At 57.1% G+C, this 24,916-nt stretch carries 13 protein-coding genes; 1 reads left to right on the forward strand and 12 read right to left on the reverse strand.

The window, feature by feature from the left end:
• Window positions 1–237: 237 nt before the first annotated feature.
• The 10 genes from hemE to LC093_RS13265 form a co-directional block, all read right to left on the reverse strand.
• Window positions 238–1,320, reverse strand: a complete 1,083-nt coding sequence (hemE, locus tag LC093_RS13220) for a uroporphyrinogen decarboxylase (RefSeq protein ID WP_226665484.1) — start codon at window positions 1,318–1,320, stop codon at window positions 238–240.
• Between the two features lie 388 nt (window positions 1,321–1,708).
• Window positions 1,709–3,127 (reverse strand): FAD-dependent oxidoreductase, encoded by a 1,419-nt coding sequence (locus tag LC093_RS13225; RefSeq protein WP_226665486.1) that lies wholly within the window; start codon window positions 3,125–3,127, stop codon window positions 1,709–1,711.
• A 15-nt stretch (window positions 3,128–3,142) separates the two neighbouring features.
• On the reverse strand, window positions 3,143–7,594 hold the full coding sequence (gene gltB / locus LC093_RS13230) for a glutamate synthase large subunit (RefSeq protein WP_226665489.1): 4,452 nt from the start codon (window positions 7,592–7,594) through the stop codon (window positions 3,143–3,145).
• Window positions 7,595–7,981: 387 nt separating this feature from the next.
• Complete coding sequence (gene aroB / locus LC093_RS13235) at window positions 7,982–9,067, reverse strand: 3-dehydroquinate synthase (RefSeq protein WP_226665490.1); 1,086 nt, start codon at window positions 9,065–9,067, stop codon at window positions 7,982–7,984.
• A 105-nt stretch (window positions 9,068–9,172) separates the two neighbouring features.
• Window positions 9,173–9,697, reverse strand: coding sequence for a shikimate kinase (locus LC093_RS13240; protein WP_226665597.1), 525 nt, complete (start codon window positions 9,695–9,697; stop codon window positions 9,173–9,175).
• Window positions 9,697–11,922 carry a type IV pilus secretin PilQ family protein gene (gene pilQ / locus LC093_RS13245; protein ID WP_226665492.1) on the reverse strand — a complete coding sequence of 742 codons (2,226 nt, stop codon included), beginning with the start codon at window positions 11,920–11,922 and terminating at the stop codon, window positions 9,697–9,699. Before pilQ ends, LC093_RS13240 begins: the two co-directional genes overlap by 1 nt.
• Window positions 11,923–11,924: 2 nt before the next feature.
• A complete protein-coding gene (locus tag LC093_RS13250) occupies window positions 11,925–12,452 on the reverse strand; it encodes a pilus assembly protein PilP (protein WP_226665494.1) in 528 nt (175 codons plus the stop codon).
• The gene (locus LC093_RS13255; protein ID WP_226665496.1) at window positions 12,449–13,069 is read right to left on the reverse strand and encodes a type 4a pilus biogenesis protein PilO; all 621 of its coding nucleotides are present in this window, start codon (window positions 13,067–13,069) and stop codon (window positions 12,449–12,451) included. The genes LC093_RS13250 and LC093_RS13255 overlap by 4 nt, the downstream gene beginning before the upstream one ends.
• A 2-nt stretch (window positions 13,070–13,071) precedes the next feature.
• A complete protein-coding gene (locus LC093_RS13260) occupies window positions 13,072–13,659 on the reverse strand; it encodes a PilN domain-containing protein (protein WP_226665498.1) in 588 nt (195 codons plus the stop codon).
• Window positions 13,660–13,662: 3 nt separating this feature from the next.
• Complete coding sequence (locus tag LC093_RS13265) at window positions 13,663–14,739, reverse strand: pilus assembly protein PilM (protein ID WP_226665500.1); 1,077 nt, start codon at window positions 14,737–14,739, stop codon at window positions 13,663–13,665.
• Window positions 14,740–14,899: 160 nt separating this feature from the next.
• Between LC093_RS13265 and LC093_RS13270 the strand changes: the two genes are divergently transcribed.
• Window positions 14,900–17,569, forward strand: a complete 2,670-nt coding sequence (locus LC093_RS13270) for a penicillin-binding protein 1A (RefSeq protein WP_226665501.1) — start codon at window positions 14,900–14,902, stop codon at window positions 17,567–17,569.
• A 104-nt stretch (window positions 17,570–17,673) separates the two neighbouring features.
• Here the strand turns inward: LC093_RS13270 and LC093_RS13275 are convergent, their stop codons facing one another.
• Both LC093_RS13275 and LC093_RS13280 read right to left on the reverse strand, forming a co-directional pair.
• Window positions 17,674–18,159 carry a chemotaxis protein CheW gene (locus tag LC093_RS13275; RefSeq protein ID WP_226665504.1) on the reverse strand — a complete coding sequence of 162 codons (486 nt, stop codon included), beginning with the start codon at window positions 18,157–18,159 and terminating at the stop codon, window positions 17,674–17,676.
• A gap of 63 nt (window positions 18,160–18,222) precedes the next feature.
• Window positions 18,223–24,786 (reverse strand): Hpt domain-containing protein, encoded by a 6,564-nt coding sequence (locus LC093_RS13280; protein ID WP_226665505.1) that lies wholly within the window; start codon window positions 24,784–24,786, stop codon window positions 18,223–18,225.
• Between the last annotated feature and the right edge of the window lie 130 nt (window positions 24,787–24,916).

Genomic DNA, 24,916 nt, shown 5'->3' on the forward strand with positions numbered 1-24,916 from the left:
AGTTTGTTTTTGCTTTTTATTGGGCCGCCAGCCCCCAGGGATATTGGGCTGCAGCCATGCAAGTTAAAACCCCGTTTTGGCACGACCAAAACGGGGCAAACTGTCACGGAAGTCTACTCCGCAGTAGACATTTTGTTTGTGATGCGGGTCACGAAAAAGCGTTTACGATAATATCACAAGCCGGTATTCACAAAATCCGACCTCCGACACAGGCGGCCAATCCGGAGAAGGCTACTTTCAAGCCTGATGGTATTGCCCTGACAGCTCCACCACCGCCTCGATCATGGCGCCGGCATGTGCCGGATCTACCTGCGGAGTAATACCGTGGCCGAGGTTGAAAATATGTCCGCTGCCGCTGCCAAACGCAGCCAAGATGGAAGCGACCTCTTCGCGAATGCGCTCGGGGCTCGCCAGCAGGATCGAGGGGTCAAGGTTACCCTGCAGCGCCACCCGGTCACCCACTCGTGCGCGTGCGCTTGCGATATCGGTAGTCCAGTCGAGACCCAGCGCATCCGCTCCGGTATCCGCCATCGCTTCCAACCACTGACCACCGCCCTTGGTGAACAGGATCGCAGGCACCCGGCGGCCTTCGTGTTCCTTAATTAATCCTTGCAGGATACGCGCCATATATTGCAGCGAGAACTCGCGATAGGCGCTGTGGCTTAATGCACCACCCCAGGTATCGAAAATCTGCACTGCCTGCGCACCCGCAAGGATCTGTGCGTTGAGGTAATCCACAACCGAGTCTGCCAGTACGGTCAGCAGCTGATGCATGTCTTCCGGGCGGTTGTAGAGCATTTCCTTGGCTCGGGCGAAGTCGCGGCTGGAGCCACCTTCGATCATGTAGGTGGCCAGGGTCCACGGGCTGCCAGAAAAACCGATCAGCGGTACGCGACCGTTCAGTTCGCGACGGATCGCGGTAACGGCATCAGTGACGTAACTCAGGTCACTGGCGGTATTCACCACTTCCAGCGCGGCGATATCGGCGCTGGTACGCACCGGCTTTTTGAACTTGGGACCTTCGCCCTCGGAAAAATACAGACCGAGGCCCATCGCATCCGGAATGGTGAGAATGTCAGAAAACAGGATCGCCGCATCCAGTGGGTAGCGCTCCAGCGGCTGCAGGGTCACTTCACACGCGAGCTCAGTATTACGGCACAGATCCATGAACGTGCCGGCCTGGGCACGGGTGGCGCGGTACTCCGGCAGATAGCGGCCGGCCTGACGCATCATCCATACGGGGGTGCGATCGACGGGCTGACGCAGCAGGGCGCGGAGGAAACGGTCGTTTTGGAGCGGGGCGAACTGGATATCGGACATGGCAACAACGGCTGGTTAAATGGGCGGCCATTGTACTCGCGAGGGGGAAATTAGGACAGGGACTGGGGTGACTGTGGATTTATACGGGTGATTGGGGTGGGCTATTGATACTCCGTGGTACCTGCTCGATCAGAGCTTGGCGGCATCAAAGCCTTCACGCCAAACCGCAGATGAATCGGAAACCACGGAGTAACTTCCACATGGTTCAGGCAATGTTTGGCAATTCAAATCGAAGGGACTGTTGCCGGGAAAGGTTTGCCAGACCTTCTAAAACAGGGATGTTTTAGAAGAACCCCCACGGATGGGTTTACGGTGTGTCTGGCAAACCTTTCCCGGCAGCAGTACCGCCACTAGACCAGCTAGCAGTGCCACACTAATCCAAAGAGCCTCAAACCTCGAGGAAATCGAGAATACCCTCAGCAGCCTGACGCCCTTCCCAGATAGCTGTAACCACGAGATCAGAACCGCGCACCATATCGCCACCGGCAAAGACCTTTTCGTTGGAAGTCTGGAACTTGTATTCCTGCTGCTCCGCTGCGACAACGCCGCCCCAGTCAGCGACCTCGATATTGTGGTCACCAAACCACTCCGCGGGGCTCGGGCGGAAGCCGAAGGCTACCAGTACCACATCTGCCGGAATGATCTCTTCGGAACCCGGAATCACTTCAGGACGACGGCGGCCGTTTTCATCCGGCTCACCCAGCTGGGTAGTGACAACCTTCACTCCCTCAACTTTGCCATCGCCAACGATTTCGACCGGCTGACGGTTGAACAGGAAGCGTACGCCCTCTTCCTTCGCATTCGCCACCTCGCGGCGGGAACCCGGCATGTTTTCTTCATCGCGACGGTAAGCACAGGTAACGCGCTTGGCACCCTGGCGAATGGAAGTGCGGTTACAATCCATCGCCGTGTCACCACCGCCAAGAACCACGACACGCTTGTCTTCCACGGAAACAAAATCTTCCGGGCTCTTCTCCCATCCCATATTGCGATTTACGTTGGAAATCAGGAACGGCAACGCATCGTACACACCAGGTAGGTCTTCACCAGGGAAACCGCCCTTCATGTAATTGTAAGTTCCCATACCCAGGAACACCGCATCGTAATCCGACATCAGCTGCTCAAAAGTGATGTCCTTGCCGATCTCGGTCTCCAGGCAGAACTCCACACCCATCTCGGTAAAGATCGCGCGACGCTGCTGCATCACGGATTTTTCCAGCTTGAATTCCGGGATACCGAATGTCAGCAGGCCACCGATTTCCGGATGCCGGTCGAACACCACCGGCTGCACACCGTTACGTACCAGAACGTCCGCGCATGCGAGACCGGCAGGGCCCGCACCAACGATCGCTACGCGCTTGTCGGTTTTCTTGACGGCACTCAGGTCCGGGCGCCAGCCCAGGGCGAAAGCGGTATCGGTAATGTACTTTTCCGCATTGCCGATAGTTACCGCACCGAAGCCGTCGTTCAGGGTACATGCACCCTCACACAGACGATCCTGCGGACACACGCGACCGCACACTTCCGGGAGGGAGTTGGTCTGGTGACTCAACTCCGCCGCCTCCATGATGTTGCCTTCGCTAATCAGGCGCAGCCAGTTGGGAATGTAGTTGTGTACCGGACACTTCCACTCACAGTAGGGGTTACCGCAGTCCAGGCAGCGATGAGCCTGGCTGGCCACCTGCCGTTCGGTATACGGCTGGTAGATTTCCACAAACTGATTGGTGCGGGTAATGATGTCTTTCTTGGCGGGGTCCACTCGGCCCACGTCGATAAACTGAAAATCGTTGCTCAGACGCTGTGACATAAGTAAATATCCCCCTTATTCGCCGCGCTTGCGTACATCGGACAGCAGTCCGGCGAGGCTGGCCGCCTTCGGCTTGACCAACCAGAATTTATTGAGGTAATCGTCGAAGTTGTCCAGCAACTCCTCACCCCAGGCACTGCCAGTCTCCGCGACAAACTCTTCGATCACTTCGCGCAGATGGCTCTGGTATTCCTCGAGCGCTTCACTGCTGATACGGCGCAGCTCAATCAGCTCATGGTTGCACTTGTCGAAGAAATCCCGATCCATATCGAGTACGTAAGCGAAGCCGCCTGTCATACCGGCACCAAAGTTGACCCCGGTCTTGCCCAGTACAGCGACCATGCCGCCGGTCATGTACTCACAGCAGTGATCACCCGCGCCTTCCACTACCGCGAAGGCACCGGAATTACGCACACCAAAGCGCTCGCCGGCACAGCCGGAGGCGAACAGTTTGCCGCCGGTGGCGCCGTACAGGCAGGTATTACCGACGATACTCGTTTCCTGGGAGGCGAACTCGCTGCCCTGGGGCGGACGGATCACCAGCTTACCGCCGGCCATGCCTTTACCAACGTAGTCGTTGGCGTCGCCTTCCAGATGCATCTCCAGGCCACCCGCATTCCACACACCAAAGGACTGGCCGGCAACACCGGTGAGACGCAGCTTGATCGGTGCATCCACCATGCCCTGATTACCGTGGCGCTTGGCGATTTCACCGGACAGGCGTGCCCCGATCGAGCGGTCGCAGTTGGTGAGATGGAAGCTGAACTCGCCGCCGGTCAGGTTTTCGATCGCGGGCAGGGTTTCTTCCACCATGCGCTCGGCCAGCAGCCCCTTGTCCCACGGCTCATTCTTCGCCTGCTGACAGGTTTGCGGCTTGCTGTCGAGCAGCGCATCGGTGTGCAGCAGAGGTGACAGGTCGAGTGTCTTCTGCTTGGCGGTATTGCCTTCCAGCGGCTCCAGAAGATCCACACGGCCAACCAGCTCATTGAGGCTGCGAACGCCCAGGCTCGCCATCCACTCGCGGGTTTCCTCGGCCACGAACTTGAAGAAGTTCATCGCCATTTCCACGGTACCGATGTAATGCTCGTCCCGCAGATCTTTGTTCTGGGTAGCAACACCGGTGGCGCAGTTATTGAGGTGACAGATGCGCAGGTATTTACAGCCCAGTGCAACCATCGGCGCAGTACCAAAGCCGAAGCTCTCGGCACCAAGAATCGCCGCCTTGATCACATCGAGGCCGCTCTTCAGACCGCCATCAGTCTGTACCCGCACCTTGTCGCGCAGATCGTTGGCTCGCAGGGTCTGGTGGGTTTCCGCCAGGCCCAGCTCCCAGGGGGAACCCGCATAGCGGATCGAAGTAATCGGACTCGCGGCTGTACCGCCGTCGTAACCGGAAATGGTAATCAGGTCTGCATAGGCCTTGGCCACGCCGGCCGCAATGGTGCCGACACCGGGACGGGATACCAGCTTCACGGAAACCAGCGCGTCCGGATTGACCTGCTTGAGGTCATAAATCAGCTGCGCCAGGTCCTCGATTGAATAGATATCGTGGTGCGGTGGCGGCGAGATCAGGGTAACGCCGGGCACCGAGTAGCGCAGGCGCGCGATCAGGTCGTTTACCTTGCCCCCCGGCAGCTGGCCGCCCTCGCCGGGTTTGGCCCCTTGGGCCACCTTGATCTGCAGTACTTCTGCATTTACCAGGTAGTGCGGGGTAACGCCGAAACGACCGGAAGCGATCTGTTTGATCTTGGATACTTTATCGGTGCCAAAGCGGGCCGGGTCTTCACCACCCTCACCACTGTTGGAACGGCCACCGAGGCGGTTCATGGCCTGCGCCAGCGCTTCATGCGCCTCCGGCGACAGAGCGCCAAGGGACATCGCAGCGGAGTCGAAGCGACGCAGAATGTTTTCCGCAGGCTCCACTTCGTCCAGAGGGATCGGCTGCACGTCTTTTTTCAGTGCCAGCAGATCACGCAGGGTCGCCACCGGGCGCTGGTTGATTAGTGTCGCGTAGTCGCGCCAAGCGCCGTAATCACCACTGCGCACAGCTTCCTGCAGCGCTTTGACCACATCCGGGTTGAACGCGTGATATTCCTGGCCGTAGACGAATTTATGCAAACCGCCCGGGGAAACCTTCTTACGCGGTTTCCAGGCCAGCTGCGCGCGCGCGCGCATATCGTCTTCCAGCTCGGCAAAGCCCGCACCCAGCACGCGCGCAGGCGCCTCCGGGAAACATAGATCGATAACGTCCTGAGACAGACCCACCAGCTCATACAGCAGCGCACCACGATAGGAAGCGATGGTCGAGATACCCATCTTCGACAGGATCTTGAGCAGGCCTTTGATAATGCCGTTGCGGTAGTTTTTCTGCGCGGTAGCCGCGTCCAGCTGCAATTCACCGGTTTCGATCAGGTGATTGATGATGCTATAGGAGAAATAAGGATGCACCGCGGTAGCGCCAACACCGATCAGGCACGCCAACTGGTGCGAGTCGCGTGCAGTCGCCGTATCGACCACGATATTGGAGTCGCAACGCAGTCCATTGTGCACCAGGTGATGATGCACGGCACCGGTCGCCATCAGGGCATCAATCGGCAACTTGCCGTCTTCAATCGCACGATCGGACAACACCGCAATCACGGTTCCGTCTTTGCGTACCGATTCGGCCACATCGCTGCACAGTTTCTCGATCGCGCTTTTCAAATCGAGCTGCGCCGGGTCGTAATTCAGGTCGAAAACCTTCGCGCTGAATTCTTCGCGCCCCAGATCCAGCAGTGCGGTGTACTTCATGTGTGAAAGTACTGGCGAAGACAGGATAACGCGGTCCGCATGTTCCTGGGTCTGTTCGAAGACGGATTTCTCACGTCCCAGACAGGTTTCCAGCGACATCACAATGGTTTCACGCAGCGGGTCGATCGGCGGGTTGGTTACCTGCGCGAATTGCTGGCGGAAATAATCGTACAAACAGCGGTTACCTTCGGACAGCACTGCCATCGGGGTATCGTCCCCCATGGAGCCCACCGCTTCCTGACCGGACTCGGCCAGCGGACGCACCACCTGATCGCGCTCCTCCAGGGAGGAGCTGAACAGTTTCTGATAAACCTTGAACTGCTCAAAAGAGAAATTATTGTCCACCGGCGCCGTCACCAGCGTGGAGCGAATGCGGCGTGCCTTTTCCTTCATCCACTTTTTATAGGGCTGCGCTTTTTTCAGCTCGCCATCCACATCGGCGGTATGGCGCAACTCGCCCTTCAGGGTATCGACGGACAGGATCTGGCCCGGGCCAAGGCGGCCTTTGGCGACAACATCTTCGGGCGCGTACTGGTAAGTACCCACTTCCGAGGCCACCGTGATGAAGTCGTCTTTGGTGATCACCCAGCGGGAAGGACGCAGGCCATTGCGGTCGAGGGTACATACCGCATAACGACCATCGGTCAGCACCAGGCCGGCAGGGCCATCCCACGGCTCCATATGCATGGAGTTGTATTCGTAGAATGCGCGCAGATCGGAATCCATGGTATCCACGTTCTGCCACGCCGGCGGCACCAGCATGCGGATCGCGCGGTGCATGTCGATGCCGCCAATGGTCAGCAATTCGAGCATGTTATCCAGGCTGGATGAGTCGGAGCCAGTACGGTTCACCAGCGGCTTCAGCTCCGCCAGCTCGGGTACGAGCTCGGTGATGAACTTGTTGGTACGCGCTACCGACCAGTTGCGGTTACCGGTAATGGTATTGATTTCACCATTGTGCGCGAGCATACGGAACGGCTGTGCCAGTGGCCAGCGCGGCATGGTGTTGGTAGAGAAGCGCTGGTGGAATACACAGATTGCGGTTTCCAGGCGCGGGTCGGCGAGGTCCGGGAAAAACTTTGGCAGATCTGCGGGCATCATCAGGCCCTTGTACGACACAACCGAAGTCGACAGGCTGGCTATGTATGTGCCTTCGCTCAGCTGTTGCTCAGCTTGACGGCGGGCAACAAACAACCGCGCATTAAACGGCGCCAATTCAAGAGCTTCGCTGGCGTTGTTGATCAGCAGGTGCTCAAAGCGCGGCAGGGATTCACGTGCGATCGGCCCCAGACAGTCTTCGTCGGTAGGCACCACGCGCCAGCCTGCGACCTGCAGGCCCTGCGCCTCCACCGCCCGCTCGAGAATAGCGCGGGCCGCCGCGGCTTTTTCCTCTTCCAACGGCAACATGATGGAGCCCACAGCGTAGAGCTCGGACAGTTCAGTACCAAGAGCCTCTTTCGCTACCGTGCGCAAAAAACCGTCGGGCTTTTGCAGCAACAGGCCACAGCCGTCACCGGTTTTGCCGTCGGCGGCAATACCACCGCGGTGAGTCATGCAGGTCAGCGACTCAATCGCCGTCTGTAACAACTTGTGACTGGTCTGCCCTTTCAGGTGGGCAATCAGACCGAAGCCACAGTTATCTTTGAACTCATCCAATCGATACAGACCGCTACCCATAGAATTCCTCAAAGTGTTATTGCTACCCCGTCCTTCGGAAGTCCAACTGGCTTCCTGTTCGCCGCCCGCAGGCTGGCGCAGGGTATATTTATCTACTTTCGAGCCAAAATGTGCCGCAGGTTTCACTGGATTTTCCATAGCCCAGTGACAAAAAAAGCCCGCATACGGGGCTTTGTTTTTGCACACTTTTTATGTGCCTGCGTTTCTTGTTATTAGCTCACTTCCCCGGCTTTTACCGAGGGGGCGCGCAATATTACTAGCGCCCCCCTGCGATTGCAAGAATTGGCAGTTTTTTTCGCTGTTCGCAGCACAAAAAACCGATTTATCTTCTCCTTTGACACCCCTGCGTCAAAGAATCCTCACACAAGCCAAAATAGCGCCAAGTCATCACTTTGCGCCGCACATTTGCAATGCTTCTATCAGCAGGGGTTTCGGCGTATCGGCAACGATCTGTGCATCACCCAGTGCGCCGAGCAACACCAGACGCAACTGACCATTCTGGACCTTTTTATCCACAGCCATGGCCTGCAGGTAGTCGTCTACCGCCATATCTGCAGGAGACGCCATTGGCAAACTCGCCTTTTCCAACAGGCACCGCAGGCGCTGCACATCGCCTGCGGAAATCCAACCCCGCAGTCGGGACAGCTCCGCAGCCATCACCATCCCGGCAGCTACCGCTTCGCCGTGCAGCCAATTTCCGTACCCTTGCACCGCCTCAATCGCGTGACCGAAAGTATGGCCAAAATTGAGAATTGCCCGTCGTCCGGACTCCCGCTCGTCCTCGGCGACCACTTCAGCCTTGTTCACACAGCTTCGCTCAATGGCATAGGCCAGTGCTTCGGGGTCGCGGGCGATCAGCCGGTCCATATTCTGCTCGAGCCATTCAAAAAAAGGCGCATCGCAGATCATGCCGTATTTCACGACCTCAGCAATGCCCGCGGAGAGCTCCCGGTCGGGTAAAGTGGTCAGCGTATCGATATCTACCAGCACCAGTTGCGGCTGATAGAAGGCGCCAATCATGTTCTTGCCCAGCGGATGATTCACCCCGGTCTTGCCGCCTACCGATGAATCCACCTGTGAAAGCAAGGTAGTTGGGACCTGGATAAAATCCACCCCACGCTGGTAGCAGGCGGCGGCAAAACCACTCATATCGCCAACCACACCGCCGCCCAAAGCAATGACAGTAGTACCGCGATCATGGCGATTCTGCAGCAGGGTATCGAAAATACGATTGACCGTATCGAGTGTTTTGAAGGCTTCGCCGTCGGGCAGTTGAATACTGTCAACCCGGTCCAGGCCAGAAAGACTTTGGAGTATCCGCTCAAGATATAAGGGCGCTATGGTTTCATTTGTAACCACAAGTGCCTGGCGACCGCGAATATAAGGTAAGAGATGTTCCGGCGATGCAATCAAGCTGGAACCAATAAGAATAGGGTAGCTTCGCTCCCCGAGATTGACGTTGAGGCTGTGCATGGCAACTCCCTTACTTGCACGTTTATGCTCAAAGGAAGCACTCTACCACAGGCGGGAAGAACGGTGATGACTGCGACTAACTGGCCAGAGAGGAATTGACCAGTATCAGGAGGATAAAGTACTCGCCAGCAAGTGGTCTGCAACCATCTGTGCTGCCTGCTTCGGCGTACAGTCATCCGTGTCGCAAACCAGATCCGCCACCTCGCGATAGTACTGTTCGCGCTGCCGAAGGATTTCCTGCAATTTAGTACGCGGATCAGCCACCTGCAACAGGGGGCGATTACTGTTCTTTGATGTGCGTTCTACCAGCTGATCCAAACTGGCACTCAGGTAAACCACCAGCCCATTGTTGATCAGTAATTGACGATTTTCTGGCAACAGGACAATACCGCCGCCGGTTGCGATCACCTGCGGCAAGCCGTTGCAAAGATCCAGTAGAACTTCATGCTCGCGCTTGCGGAAGCCAGCCTCCCCTTCAACATCGAAAATCCACGGAATATCAGCACCAGTGCGGTCTTCGAGCACTTTGTCAGAATCGGCAAAAGGCAGCTGCAATTGAGCTGCCAGCAGTTTGCCTATAGTGGACTTGCCGGCCCCCATGGGGCCGACTAGAAAGATGGGCTGACTGATCACTTGCTGAAGGACAAGAAATCGTCCTGCATGATGCGCGGGGTGATGAAGATCAACAGCTCACGCTTGTCTTCCTCACGGCTCGTGCGCTTGAAGAGGTGCCCAAGGAAAGGAATATCACCAAGCAGAGGAACCTTAGTTTCACCTTCTAACGTCTGTGCCTCGAAAATACCACCCAAGACAATCGTCTCACCATTGCTAACCAGAACCTTGGTTTGCAGTGAATTAACATTGATCGCCGGAATCTGTGCACCTGTGATCACGTTGGTGAACAGCTCACCGACACTATTCTGGTCGATATTAAGGTTCATGATGATGTTGTCATCCGGCGTTATCTGCGGAGTCACATTCAGCAGTAAAACCGCCTCTTTAAAGGTTACCGACGCAGCACCAGAGGACGTTGCCTCAAGATAAGGAATCTCGACACCAGACCGGATACTTGCCTCTTGTTTGTCACCAGTCACGACTTTGGGTTGTGAAACAATTTCCGCTTTGCCCACATCTTCCAGAGCTGACAACTCAAGACCAAGGTAGAAATTGTCTTTTAGAATCGCATAGGCAACGCTACCGGCTGAACTTGAGAGTCCCAAATCAACAAGCATCGGATCGTGGATACTAACTGGAGAAGAAACATTCGGCCCGGTGCCACTTCCGACCACACCAGAAGAGTCTTGACCACCAGACCCGACTCCAATCTTATCAGCATCGATGTTGTGGTCTTCTGAGTAGTTCCACTGCACACCCAGATCTCGCAGGAAGTCCGTATTCGCAGTAACGATTCGAGCCTCGATCATTACCTGACGGATAGGGATATCAATTGCGTCAATTAGGTCGCGGAACTGAGCGATTTTATCCTCGGTATCAGTGAGAATAATCGTATTAGTACGCTCATCTACGATGGCACTGCCCCTAGAGGAAAGTATACTCCGCTGATCTCGCCCCTGATCTGGGCGACCACCAGCAAAATTACCGCCACCTAAACCACCCTGTCCTGCCCGGTTACCAGCAAACAAAGTGAACAGTTCGCCAGCATCCGCATAGCGAATTTGAATATATTCAGTACGAAGGGGAGCAAGCTCTTCCAATTGCTTTCGAGTTTCCAGCTCACGACGCTCACGCTCGGCTATTTCTGCCGCAGGAGCCACCATGATGACAGTCCCTTCCTGGCGCTTGTCCAAGCCTTTAGCTTTCAAAATCAGTTCCAACGCCTGATCCCAAGGAACCCCATCTAAACGAAGTGTAATACGCCCCTTAACAGTATCGCTGGCCACCAAGTTCAGGTCGGTGAAGTCCGCGATCAACTGCAGCACGGAGCGTACTTCAATGTCCTGGAAGTTCAGGGAAAGCTTTTCACCGGTAAACTGAAATTCTTTTTGCTTTTCGCGAACTTCAGCGACACTCAGCGGCTTAACGCTCAACACGTACTCCGTGTCTGCCTGGTAAGCCAGATAGTCGTAATCGCCATTATGGGGGTCTACCGAAATCACAGTATTACGACCATCATAATCCACCGCGATCGAGTTGACCGGAGTCGCAAAGTCAGTGACATCGAGACGCTGACGCAAGGATGGCGGCAACTCCGCACCAAGGAACGTCAATACGATCTTGCCCTTAGTCCGTTCCACATCAATATTTACCGCCGGATCCGTAAGACTGACGATAACCTTGCCTTCACCACCTTCGCCACGACGGAAGTCCACATTATTGATTGCAACATTTCCGGCGGGCTTAAACTGGGCGTTGCCACCGATGTCTGTACTATTGTGTACCGGCACTGCAGCAACAGCTGCAGTAGTCGCCGTATCAGCACCCACCTCAAGTATGACTTGATTGCCCACTCGCTCACTCGTGTATACCGGAAGCTTATCCAAGTTCAGGATCAACCGGGTGCGGTCTTCGCTTGACACGATGACAGCACTACGCGCGCCGCCAATATCGAGCGTATATTTTTTTTGCGGCAATACACTTTCTACACCAGAAAAGTCCATCACAATCCGTGCGGGCTGCTCAATCGTGTACCCGGTGGGCTCGGGCGGGACATCACTAAACGAAAGTCGTAACTGGAGCCGACTGCCCGGCAGCTCGGAGAACTGTATATCATTCAACTGACTGGCCAGAGACGGCACAGCCACAGTCAGAAATACTCCCCCCAGCAACAGCGTTTTTGCACGCGGCAATAGGCTGGCTACGCGCGCCAATACTTTGGCGAGTTGCGTGGTAATCATTTTTAGTTGTCCTTCTCTTCCAAAGTCAGTGCCCGTGGCCGCTCGATCCAGCCACCGGTGCCATCCGGCACAATTTCCAATACATCGATTTGAGACGATGAAGCGTTGACCACACGCCCGTGGTTTTTACCAAGATAATTACCAACAGTGATACGATGAATCCCCCCATCGCTGTCGTTGATAAGCGCCCATAACTGCCCACCCCGGGACAGAGTTCCGACCATAGATAACCCATCAAATGGGAAGCGCTCCAGCAGTTCTTTCTGGCGATTTAGATCAGGCGCGACATCCAGCTTGCGCCCGACAAGCCGTTGATCGGCCTCCAGAACCGGGCGAATAAACGGACTGCGCAACGCAGCTGCACTGTAGACGTAAGGGCTGTAAGGCGTAAACGTGGGGACTGGCTCGATTTGACCTTTTGGCTTATGTTTCACCGCGGCCATCTTTTGCCTCAGATCACTGTGATTGCCATCAAGGCTACACCCACCAAGTACAAGCAGAGCACTGAGCAGAGCGGAGTATTTCTTCATCCCTCTTCTCCCTGGTCTTTGTAGCGGTAAGTTTTCGCATTTACCACCATATTTAGCAGGGCCTTACCGTCGTTACTTACCTTTATATCAAAATCGTGAAGAGTCACAATCCGCGGCATACCGGCAATACCACTAATGAACGCACCAAACTCATGGTATCCCCCTTGCACCTCGATACGAATCGGGAGCTCCACATAAAACTCACCAACCTGTTCACCTTGAAGTGCGATTTTTTGGATATTTAGCCCACTTCCGCGCCCAAATTCATCTATATCCTCGAGCAGCCCGGGAACCTCTGTGTCTTTAGGAAGCTGCTTGAGAAGCGCCCCAAAGGTTTCCTCCATCTCCGCCAGTTGCTCCCGATAGGCATCAAGATTTGCAGCCTCGAAAGACTTCTTTTCAAATTGGGCAAAAAGCTCACGCTCTTTATCTACAGCGAAATCCAGCTGGCTGTAGCGGTCTTTGATCATGACAAAGTAGCCACCACCGACCAGGACAACCGTAATAATTGCGAGAAGCGCAATGCGCCCCGCCATAGGCCAAACGCCAACTCGAGAAAAGTCAATGTCGTTGAGATCTAATTGATTCAACTGTTTTAAAGTGTCATCCAGAGCCACGATCACGCCCCCCCGTTAGTGCCATCGGCACCTTCCTGGCTGTCAGCCTTACGCTTACTGACGCTTACCGTCATTTCAAACGCACTTGCCTGATCGCCGAACGCCGGCTTCGCTGTCACCCCGGTAAGGTTGGGGGAATCAAACCATTCAGATTGATCCAAACTGCGCATAAAAGAAGAAACCCTGTTGTTCGATTCAGCAACACCAGAAATTCTCAGGGTTTTGCCGGAGCGCTTCAGGTTCGTAAGCCACAATCCTTCAGGGGCAGCACGCACCATTTCATCGAAATAGCGCACTGACAGCGGACGGTTGCCCTGCAGCTCCTGAATCACACGCATCCGGTCAATCAGCTCCTGACGACGCTTTTTCAGGTCCTTGATTTCCTTTACCTGGCGATTCAAGGCCGTAATTTCAGTCTGCAGCATCTGATTGCGCACATTCTGATTTTCAATCTGCGCGTCCACAGTCTTCATCCACATAAATACGGAGAAGCTCGCAGCCATCACCACTACGGCAGCCACCTGCTGGAATTCTTTCTGTTTTTGCGCCCGGTATTCCTGGCGCCAGGGGAGTAGGTTGATCTTTGCCATGATTTAAAACTCCCGCTCACGCATTGCCAGACCGGCTGCAATCATCAGTGACGGCGCTTCGCTTGCCAGCGCCTGTCGGTTGACCCGGGAGGCCACACTCATATCACGGAACGGATTTGCCACCATGGCCGGCTTATTCAATTTCTGGGCCACCAGATCGGCCAGACCTTCCATCGCTGACACACCGCCGCCAAGCAGGATGTAGTCCACATCACTGTATGAAGTCGATGAGTAGAAAAACTGGAGAGAACGCGTAACCTGTTGGACCACTGCGTCGCGGAAGGGCTCAAGTACTTCGGGGTAGTAGTCATCCGGCAGGCCGCTGCCGCCCTGACGCTTGGCCAGAGTGGCCTCTTCGACAGACAGGCCGTAGCGGCGCTGGATTTCATCCGTAAGCTGGCGACCACCGAACAACTGCTCGCGCGTGTATACCGTACGGCCATCAACCATCACTGACAGTGCGCTCATGGTCGCACCTATATCAATCACCGCAACAACCAGCTGCTCTTGCGCAGGAAACTGATCGGCCAACAGACTGTAGGCACGCTCGATCGCGTAGGCCTCCACGTCGACGACGCCCGCCTTGAGTTCAGCCTCACCCAATGCTGATACACGCTGCTCAACGGTTTCTGTACGGCACGCAGCGAGAAGCACTTCAACCTGCCCCTCGCCGCGCTCGGACGGGCCCTGAACCTCGAAATCCAGGTTCACCTCGTCCAGCGGGTAGGGAATGTACTGGTCGGCCTCCAGAGCAATTGCGGCTTCCAGTGCATCGTCAGATAGGTCGGCCGACATTTCCAGGGTCTTGGTAATGACTGCAGACCCGGAGACAGCCACAGCAGCCTGCCGCAAGCGGGTCTTGGAACGACGTACCACTTTGCGAATGGCGTCAGCCGTAGCAGCGATATCATTGATATTCTTATCCACTACCGCATTCGGAGGCAGAGGCTCAGTCGCATAGCTTTCTACCCGGTATTTGTCGCCACTGCGACTCAGTTCAAGCAACTTTACCGAGGTGGAGCTAATATCGAGCCCAAGCATGGCTTTTGGGCCTTTATTGAGAAAAGGGAGCATCCCCATTTTTCTTATCTTTTCCGTGGGTTATGGAGGTTTGATGGTATAGCACTTTAAATTACCGCCGCAACCGCCTTTTGCATAGGTATCAGTGCACATTCTTCGTATAATTGTCGAACAGCTACGTCATAATTGATCAATTCGCGCACAAAACAGAAGCATTTTCATGACTCACAAAGTCCGCAACCGCCTGCTGTCACTGTTGTGGCTCGCCCTGGCCGGCACCGCCGGCACCGCCATGGCCTTCGCCAGTATCTACATGTACCTGAAGCCCGGGCTACCTCCCGTGGAGACCCTGCGCGATATCCGCCTGCAGACCCCACTGCGTATCTACTCCACAGACATGAAGCTGATTGGGGAATTTGGCGAGAAACGACGCAGCCCAATCACCATCGAACAGACCCCGGATATGTTCATCAGGGCAATCCTTGCTGCCGAAGATGACGGTTTCTACTCGCACAATGGCGTCTCGATCAAAGGCCTGATGCGCGCTGTGCAGCAGCTGGTGCAGAGCGGATCCATTCAATCTGGCGGCAGTACGCTGACGATGCAGGTGGCGCGTAACTTCTTTTTGAGCCGGGAACAGCGGTTTATCCGCAAGTTCAACGAAATCCTGCTCTCACTGCAAATCGAGCAGGAACTCAGCAAGGACGAAATTCTCGCGCTTTACATCAACAAGATCTTTCTCGGCAACCGGGCATACGGCTTCCAGGCCGCGGCCCAGGTGTACTACGGAAAGGACATCAAAGAGCTGAACCTGGCCCAATGGGCAATGATGGCCGGCCTGCCCAAGGCTCCTTCCACGTACAACCCCATTGCCAACCCCTCCCGGGCCCTGGTGCGACGCAACTGGATTCTCAAGCGCATGCTTGAATTGGGACATATTTCCCAGGACGACTACAAAAATTCGATCACCGCCCCTGTCACCGCCCGTTACCACGGCCGGGACCTGGACCTGAGCGCCCCCTATGTCGCGGAGATGGCGCGCAAGGAAGCCGTGGAACTGTTCGGCGATGCCGCCTACACCGATGGCTACCAGGTGATCACCACGGTAGATAGCCGCCTGCAAAATGCCGCACGCAGCGCACTGCAGAACGGGCTGGAAAGCTACGATAGCCGCCACGGTTACCGCGGCCCCGAACAGCGCCTCGATCCGGCCCTGCTTGCCGACAACGACCAGCTGGTAGACCTGCTGAACGAGATTCCAGTACTTGGAGGGCTTGAGCCCGCCGTTGTCACTTCGGTGACCGAGAAGAGCCTGAACGTACAGCTGCGCGATCGCCGGGTGGTAGAGATCCCCTGGGAGCATGGTCTGAGCAGCATCCGGCCATACATTTCCGAGAACGCCCGCGGCGCTCGCCTGACTACCGCTAGCAAAATGTTCGCGCCGGGAGATGTAGTCCGCCTGCGCCATGTGGTGGTTTCCGCCGAGGAAATCGCCGCCGAACAGCAGCAACAGCTCGAGCAGGAGTCACAGGAAACCGCAGACACTGGCACCGATCCGTTCGCCGAGTCAAACGATGCTGTAGACACCGAGAACGAAGCGCTGCCTGCACCTCAGGCCCGTGAAGAGTGGCATCTGACCCAGGTGCCGAGTGCGCAGGGTGCACTGGTGTCATTAGCGCCTGAAGACGGTGCCATTCGCGCCCTGGTGGGCGGCTACGATTTCCGTCAGAGCCATTTCAACCGCGTCACCCAGGCCGCTCGCCAGCCCGGATCCAGCTTCAAGCCGTTCATCTACTCGGCAGCGCTGGAAAACGGCTATACCGCGGCCAGCATCATCAATGATGCACCGATCATCTTTGAACAGACCAATCTGGAAGATGTGTGGCGTCCGGAGAACGACGGCGGTACCTTCCTCGGCCCGACGCGCCTGCGAAAGGCGTTGTATATGTCGCGCAACATGGTATCCATCCGGTTGCTGCAGGCACTCGGCCTCGACCGCGCACTCACATTTGCGGAGGGGTTTGGGTTTGAACGCAGCAAGCTTGCACGTAACCTGTCGATTGCGCTGGGTAGCTCCGCGCTGACCCCGCTGGAAATGGTGCGTGGCTACGCGGCGTTCGCCAACGGCGGCTTCCGTGTAGAACCTTACCTGGTGGATCAGGTACTGGATGTCCACGGCGAGGTTGTTTACAAGGCGCTGCCACTGGCGGTATGCGCAGATTGCCCCGAAATCGGTGAGGAAGCGGTACCCCAGGCGGAGCCCATTGATCTCGCGGCAATCCAGGGCGAAGTTCCGGCGGAGGACGAGCCACTGGAGCTGCGCACCCTGCCCGTAGAACCCCTGCACGCTGGTGACCAGGCTCGCCCAAGGGCACCCAGGGCCATGTCGGCGGAAACCGCTTACATCATGGATTCCATGCTCAAGGACGTGATCAAGCGCGGTACCGGCCGCAAAGCGCTGGTAATGAAACGTGGCGATATCGCGGGCAAAACCGGTACCACCAACGGCCCCCGGGATGCATGGTTCTCCGGTTACAGTCCCTACCTCGCGACCAGTACATGGGTCGGTTTTGACGACAATACGCCCATCGGGCGCGCGGAGTACGGTGGCTCTGCCGCACTGCCCATCTGGATCGACTTTATGAGCAACGCTCTGGACGGCCTGCCCGAGCGTCACCTGGCACAGCCGGACGATATCGTCACCATGCGTATTGATCCGCGCACAGGCCTGCGTACTTCTCGCGGCGGAATTTTCGAGATCTTCCGCGCCGACCGGGTTCCGGGACAGGCAACCTACGGGAACTACCCGTCGATCTACTCCGATGGACCGTCAGCCCCTGCCGGCGACAATGAGCAGGCCCAGGAAGCCCTTCCAGAGGAGCTCTTCTGAGCCCTCCTGGATAAGCAATAGATACGAAAAAGGCGCCACCCTCACGGGTGGCGCCTTTTTTATTCACTCAGCTTTGACGCTAGTGAATTCCATCTCAAACAAACTCAGCGCCGGCTGCGGTAGGCCAGGCAGGCTTCTTCCAGGGCGCCCAGATCCGGGATCACCGCCTCTTCACCGGAGAGCGCCACGTGCATCAGCTCCCCAAGCGCACACTCGCCCTCGCGTCCCGCCAACTCCTGCGGTGTAACCCGCACCAGGCGCGGGGTGCCCTGCAGCACCATGGCAAAAAAGGGCAAATCACCTTCAGGGTTGCCGCTACTCAGCACCGCTATGCGGCAGTTACTCCGCAGAACCGGCATCGGATTCCCGCGCATCACCTCAAACGCCACCAGCGGCAAGCGCAGCTCGCGCCAGTGCAATTCACCCATATACCAGTCCGGCGCATCAAACGCGGACACCGGGCTCTGCAGGGCAATAATCTCCGACAGGGTATCGACCGGCACCAGCAACTGGCCATCGGTCAGAGGCAGTAGCAGGCTACTGACTTCCTGGGGTATCTCCGTGGTGGGCAGGGCTTCTACTCCGCTCATTTCCATCTTTCTCCGCCGCAGGAACGGCTGTTTTCAATCTACCTCAAGCGGCAGAAGCTACGCTCAGTGCGCAGCCTCCACCTCTGTGTAATCGTGGATGGCCGACAGCAGAATCTCTTCCTGGTACGGTTTACCGAGGTAGTGATTGACCCCAAGAGACAGCGCGTGGTCGCGATGTTTCTTACCCGTCCGGGAAGTGATCATGATGATCGGAATATCCCGCAGGCGACTGCTGGAACGGATATGCCGCGCCACCTCGAATCCATCCATACGCGGCATCTCGATATCCAGCAGGATCACGTCGGGCATGACGTCCTGCAACTGGATAATCGCATCCTGCCCATCTTTGGCTGTGGTAACAGCGTACCCCTCACGCTCGAGGAAGCGGGTGGTTACCTTGCGTACGGTTACCGAATCATCCACCACCATCACGAGTTTCTGGGTTTCCGGCTCTTCCCGTGTCGCCACCTGTACAGGCTCCTGCAACAGCGGGGTTTCCGGACGCGCCAGCATTGCGGAGTGTTTCCGCAACAGGGCATGGGCATCGAGAATCACCACCACGGTACCGTCACCGGTTACCGTTGCGCCTGATACACCCTGAACACTGGCAAATTGCGGCCCCAGGCTTTTTACCACAATCTCGCGACTGCCCAGGATTGCGTCAACCTGCAGCGCCATCGCGGTGTTATCCGTGCGCACCAGGAGCACCGGCAACTGCATATCTTCCACGTTCAGCTTGGGCTGGGCGCTGGACTGCAGCAGACTGCCAAAATAGTTCACCTGATAGGGCTCGCCGGCGTATTCGAAGCGCGCATCGGGTGAGCGGTAGTAGTGCTCAAGCTCAAACGGGCTCAGGCGCACGATACCTTCAATGGTATTCAGCGGCAGCGCGAACAGGTCATCGCCCACTTTCACCATCAATGCGCGGTTTACCGAAACGGTAAACGGCAGTCGCACCACAAATTCCGTACCCTGCCCCAACTGTGAGCTGATCGAAACACTGCCGCCAATCTGCTTGATCTCGGCGGACACCACATCCATACCGACACCGCGGCCGGATATCTGGGTCACCTTGTCGGCGGTACTGAAACCGGCCTGCAGGATGAACTGCATGATTTCGTTATTGGAGAGCTCTGCATCCGCACGCATCAGGCCGCTTTCGATGGCTTTTTCGCGCACGCGCATCAAGTTGATACCCGCACCGTCGTCAGTGATGGTCAGGACCACCTCACTGCCTTCACGCGCCAGCGCCACCGCGATGCGGCCGCGCTCGGGCTTACCTGTGGCAAGGCGCTTCTCGGGCGTTTCAATACCGTGGTCAACCGCATTTCGCAGCATGTGCTCCAGCGGTGCAACCATACGCTCCAGCATGGAACGATCCAGCTCACCCTCAACGTTGGAGAACACCAGCTCCACCTGCTTACTCAGCTCGGCGCCCACTTGACGCACGATCCGGCGCAAGCGCGGTACCAGGCGAGAGAAAGGTACCATGCGACTGCGCATCAGACCTTCCTGCAATTCGGTATTCACTCGCGATTGCTGCAGCAACAGTGTCTCAGTATCCCGGGTCTTGTTGCCCAGGGTCTGACGCAGCTCCAGCAAGTCCGATGTGGACTCCAACAGGGAGCGGGACAGTTGCTGAATGGACGAATAGCGGTCCATTTCCAGCGGGTCAAAGTCGCCGTCCTGCTCGGCCAGCTGCTCCTGACGGAACAGGATCTGGGCTTCGGTTTCCTTGTCGAGGCGGCGCAACTGTTCGTTCAGTCGCGATAACGTGGAATCCATTTCGTCCAGGGCCAGTCCGAATTCCGACACCTGTTCTTCGAGACGGCCACGGGAGATGGAGGTTTCACCTGCGAGGTTTACCAGCTCTTCCAGAAGCTCTGATGTAACACGCACCATCTCCTGGGGCTGATTGCGGGGCTTGCCGCCATCGCGATCCTTGAGTCCATTGCCTTTGCGTACAAATGGCAACACATTGCCAGCAGGGGTTGCCGGCGCGGGCGCAGACACAGGATTAGATTCGACGGTTGCCGGAGGCATGAATTCGCGATCATCAGCGATTTCTGCCGCCTCAATTACCTCCTCGAAATCAGCCGGACTTTCCGTTTCCGCCACTTCGACTGCCGGGGCGGCCGCGAAGTCGACTGGATCTACTTCCACAGCATTGTCGTCAGCCCAGCTGGTTTCCAGCAGCGCACAGAACGCATTCAGCTGTTCGCCGCCCATCCATGCTCTGACGGTTTCCACACCGGCGGCCAGGCGATCGTAGATCGCGTGCGCATCCGCAAAGAATGCCGCCGATGGCGCACTGCCGCTCTGCATATTTTCAATAACGGTTTCAAAGCGGTGAGCCACTTCACCGAGGCCCATCAATGAGGCCATACGCGCACCACCCTTGAAGGTGTGCAGCACACGCTTGAGAGCTTCCGCCTGAGCCTTGTCGTCAGGCTCCTGCTCCCAGGCCTGGATCAGCTCTTCGAGCTCATCCACCAGGTCGGCAGCCTCCTCCAGAAAGACTTCAATGACGTCGGGGTCAATATCGGCCAGCAGTGCCTGCTGCGCGGCGCCAAGTTCACCCTCTTCAGCGCCAGCGCCAACCGGTGAAACGGCGGCGGGCGACTCAGATAGCGGCGGAGGCGCAATCTCGGCATCGTCACTGCCTACCGTGTTTTCAGTAACCGCTTCCTGCGCTGCGGCTTCCTGGGCTGCGTCAAATACTTCCAGGTCCGCCAGTTCAAAAGAAACCAGATCGGCGTCTTCCGTAGCCTCGTCGGTGACGGCTGTTTCTTCCAGCACTGGCTCGAACGTCTCTTCGGAAGATACGGCGCTGCCAGTATCTACTTCGTCGGTCTGGAACCAATCCTGCGGGAGCGCTTCTTCAGCGGCGGCCCGGTCAGGCGCGTCGACGGTAGCAGCAATGGATATTTCATCGTCGGCCCAGGCTGCATCAACAACCGGCACTGCGGCTTCATCAGCCACGGTATCCGACGCAGTTTCTTCTGCTACCAGATCATCAAAGCTGAAGTCAGAAAACGCTTCGCTCGTTTCCTCTAAAGCTTCCTCGGCGACCGGCTCGGCGGCGTCTTGCGCTACCGGCTCCTCAAAATCTTCAGCGTCAACAGCCGGCAAACTGTAGTCTGCGCTGTCGATGCCGTATTCGGAAAGGTCGTAATCTTCCTCTTCCAGACTGTCATCGCCCTGAGCAAGCGTGCGCAGCGCGGCACCCACTGCTTCGCTGACTTCCGGAAGATCCTGTGCCGCGGCGACCGCGTCCACGAGATCGAGCAGCTCGTTGTGGCCCTGTTCCAACGCTGCCCACAGCGCCGGTTCCTCTTCCAGATGCCCGTCGATGACCTGCTGGTATACCGCCAGCAACAATTGGGAAAGTTCTTGCAACGTCGGCAGCTGTGCCTGGCCAGCCGCTTGCTGGAGCACGTCCAGCTCCTCGGCAACCGGCATCAGAATACTGCGGTCACCGGGATTGGAGCGCCAGTGATTCAGCATCTGGTCCGCATCGAGCAGCACCTTCATGCCATCAGCCATGATTACGGCCAACAGCTGCGGGTCTACGGCCCTGGGTTCGTTGGATTCGCGCTCGCGAATCAGGTGGCCAACCGCACGCTCCTGCAACTCGGCCACCCGGGCAACGAATTGCTCAGCACGCTCGACGTACAGGGGTTGTGCGCTGTAGATCTGTTCCAGCACCACTTTGACATACGCAGCGGCATCACTGATGAGATCAAATATGTCGCTGTCAATGGATACCTGGTAGGTGCGCAACTCTTTGACGAAGCGCTCAAGCGGTGCCACAAGCTCCGCCACCGGCGTTACTTCCGCCATATGCGCAGACCCTTTCAGGGTATGTAGGGCCCGGTGCAGGGGGTCGGAGGGCATTCCATAGACCGGAGCCGCTCGCTCCATGCCCGCCAGGAAGTCTGCAACTACCGCGAGGTGGGTTTCCGCTTCCTGAGCAAAAATCTCCCAAAGCTGCGCATTGTCATCGCCGCTGTCGGCGATATCAGTTTCATGGTCGGCGTAGGAAGGCTGCTCATTTGCTGCCGGGCTGGCAGACTGAAGCAGTTCCGCAGGCACCTCGCCATTGGACAATTGCTTCGCCCAGCCTTCCAGTTCCGCGGTGCGGGCGGGGTCCGGATCGCCGCTTTGTGTGCGGAAAGCCTCGATCATTGAGGGCAGTTTTGCCACCACCTGCTCAATCAACATTACATGGGCGCGAGCGGGAACGACGGTTTCATCGAGCACCCGGTTGAGCATATTCTCAACCGCCCACGCCAGTTCGCCGATCTCCAGCGCTTCAACCATGCGGCCGGAGCCCTTTAGCGTGTGGAAACCACGGCGGAATTCCACCAGGGAATCCCGGTCGGAAAAGTTGCTCGCCCACTGCGGGAAGTAGTGGCCGATGGTGTCCATCACCTCGCCAGCTTCTTCCAGGAAGATCTCGATAATTTCGTCATCGATGATACTGCTGTCGTCATCATCGTCAGCCATAGAAGGGGCCACCGGAGCCACTTCAACTGTTTCCTCGATAGCGACATCCGCGGAACGCTCTTCAGCCACAGCCGGAGAAGTTTCCGCTGCTGACTCAGGTGCGGGCGCAAACCAGCTTTCGTCCAGCAGAGAGGGCTCTTTAGCCGGAGCTTGTTCCGCAGGCCCGCCCATTTCCGGAGCGAATACATTTTCTTCACCGGCATCCGGGGTATCGGCAGTCTCAGGTTCGGGCGAGACATTTTCCGCCGCCGCGCCACTGTCGAACTCAAAGGCATCCAGCACCCAGCTCTCTTCGCCGTCGGTACTATCTGCGATGCTCGCATGGCCGGATTCATCGCCTGCTTCAACCTGCATTTCTGCGAGCTGCGCAAGAGGATCCGCATCGGCAAGCGCTGCACTTCCGCTTTCAGCACTGCCAGAATCCGCCCCGTCGGTATCACTACCACTTACGGAATACCCGAGAGCAGCCACACTATCTTCTGCCAAGGCCAGCAGCATATCGGCGTCTTCAATGCCGTCCGCGCGGCGTTCGAGGTAGTACTCGACACTGGTTACGGCGTCAGCGAGGGTATCCAGCAGCTTCCAATCCGGCTGCTCACCGGCATTGATCAGTCGCTCTTCGATATAGTTGCGGCAGGCAGTAACAATTTCGCCTGCGCGGCGGTAGCCAACCATATCCAGTCCGCCGCAGACTTCCTGCAGACGCTTGGGTACCGAGGTGAGATGCCCCGCATCCCAGTGGCTGGCAATGTATTCCACTACCGCTTCTTTAACGGTTTCCAGGCCGATGCGCGCTTCGCGCAATACTCGCCCGGTTGCTTCGCCCATCAGCGGCGAGTCGTTGTCGACCTGTTTATCGCGTTCGACAACAGCAACAAGTCCCGAATCCAGTTGCACCAGCTCAGATGCGGCCTGCATCAGTAGCTCTTCCGGATCTTCACTGCGGGAGGCGTCGCGGAGGTACTCGTAAATGGCACGCGCGCGCGTGCGCAGGCTTTCCAGCCCCAGCACGCCGAGGGTATCGGCAATGCGTTTGGCGATGACCGCTGTATCAGAAAGCGGGATCGATTCGCTGGAGGTAATACTGGGGTCCAGTGCTTCACGCACACTGGCAAGCTCTTCGCGCAGGGCGCTGACCGCGGTACCCATCGCATCCGGCCCCATGGCCAGCGCGTCTTCAGTATCCGGTCGCGGCGTACCCGGCACCGCCTTGTCCAGTGCGTACTTCTGGTACAGGGCAGTCGTGCGCGGACCGTTTGGACCACTCAGGTAAACGTAAAACAGCAGGTTGCGTATCAGGTCGCGATCCGGACGTACATCCAGCACGCGCGCACCCTGTCCCTGCAACAGGCGGAATTCCACATCGATACGACGCAAAAGCTGTCGCAGTGCAGGCATCACACTGATGCGGTGGTCGGCGAGGCCTTCGAGCAGCCCCTGCACAATTTCCCAGAGATGCTGACGGGAACTGCCGCTATAAAGCAGGGTCATCTTCTCGCAGACTTTCGCGAGGTAGGAGAGACTTTCGCCGCTGTTTACATCACGAATCAGGGATGCCGCGGCAACGTGATACATTTTGCGCAGCTTTTCGACCAGCTCAGTAACTTTGGCCGGGTTATTCAGCAGTGGCTGGCGTTTGCCAGAAAATTGATCCAGTGCAGAGAGATCAGGTGCGAACAGCGCACCCTCGGTAATCAGGCGCTCCCTGCGAACCGCGCGCAGGTCGTTCAGCAGTGGCAGCAGCAGTACCGGGTTGTCGCGGCGCTGGAACGCGATTTTTTCGAGGTACAACGGGAGTTCAAGCAGTGCGCGCATGAGGAACTCGCGCGTTTCATCGCTGTTTTCCACATCGCCATTGGCCAGCGCTTGGACCAGCTGCTCCATCTCTTCCGCCAACATGGCGGCACCAGCAAGTTCCGCCATGTGCAGGCTGCCGTGCACCTGGTGAATCAGGTTGAGACAGCTACTCAGAAGGGCACTGGAAGATTCGCCGGAAGTGTCCGGCGAAGAAGAATCCGAGGCAAAGGTCTCCAGCTGCTGACGCGCTTGCGCCAGCGTCTCGTTGATTTCGCCTATCAGCCAATCCAGGGCTACAAAATTGGGATTGTCGCGACTCACGCCAAGTCCTCGGTAATTCAGTTTGCTCGCGCGCAGACAGCGTCTATCCTGCTGCCTGCTGCTTCACACCCCGGCAACTAACTAGTAGTCGCCGGGGCGCCCGCATTATCGTTATCAGAGTTTGCGGTTT

The organism is Microbulbifer aggregans, assembly GCF_020524005.1.
GTDB lineage: Bacteria > Pseudomonadota > Gammaproteobacteria > Pseudomonadales > Cellvibrionaceae > Microbulbifer > Microbulbifer aggregans_A.

Coding starts and splice junctions, on each gene's coding strand:
- gltB (WP_226665489.1), bottom strand. CDS start 7,594: ATGGGTAGCGGTCTGTATCGATTGGATGAGTTCAAAGATAACTGTGGC.
- LC093_RS13225 (WP_226665486.1), bottom strand. CDS start 3,127: ATGTCACAGCGTCTGAGCAACGATTTTCAGTTTATCGACGTGGGCCGA.
- hemE (WP_226665484.1), bottom strand. CDS start 1,320: ATGTCCGATATCCAGTTCGCCCCGCTCCAAAACGACCGTTTCCTCCGC.
- aroB (WP_226665490.1), bottom strand. CDS start 9,067: ATGCACAGCCTCAACGTCAATCTCGGGGAGCGAAGCTACCCTATTCTT.
- pilQ (WP_226665492.1), bottom strand. CDS start 11,922: ATGATTACCACGCAACTCGCCAAAGTATTGGCGCGCGTAGCCAGCCTA.
- LC093_RS13270 (WP_226665501.1), top strand. CDS start 14,900: ATGACTCACAAAGTCCGCAACCGCCTGCTGTCACTGTTGTGGCTCGCC.
- LC093_RS13260 (WP_226665498.1), bottom strand. CDS start 13,659: ATGGCAAAGATCAACCTACTCCCCTGGCGCCAGGAATACCGGGCGCAA.
- LC093_RS13250 (WP_226665494.1), bottom strand. CDS start 12,452: ATGAAGAAATACTCCGCTCTGCTCAGTGCTCTGCTTGTACTTGGTGGG.
- LC093_RS13265 (WP_226665500.1), bottom strand. CDS start 14,739: ATGGGGATGCTCCCTTTTCTCAATAAAGGCCCAAAAGCCATGCTTGGG.
- LC093_RS13275 (WP_226665504.1), bottom strand. CDS start 18,159: ATGAGCGGAGTAGAAGCCCTGCCCACCACGGAGATACCCCAGGAAGTC.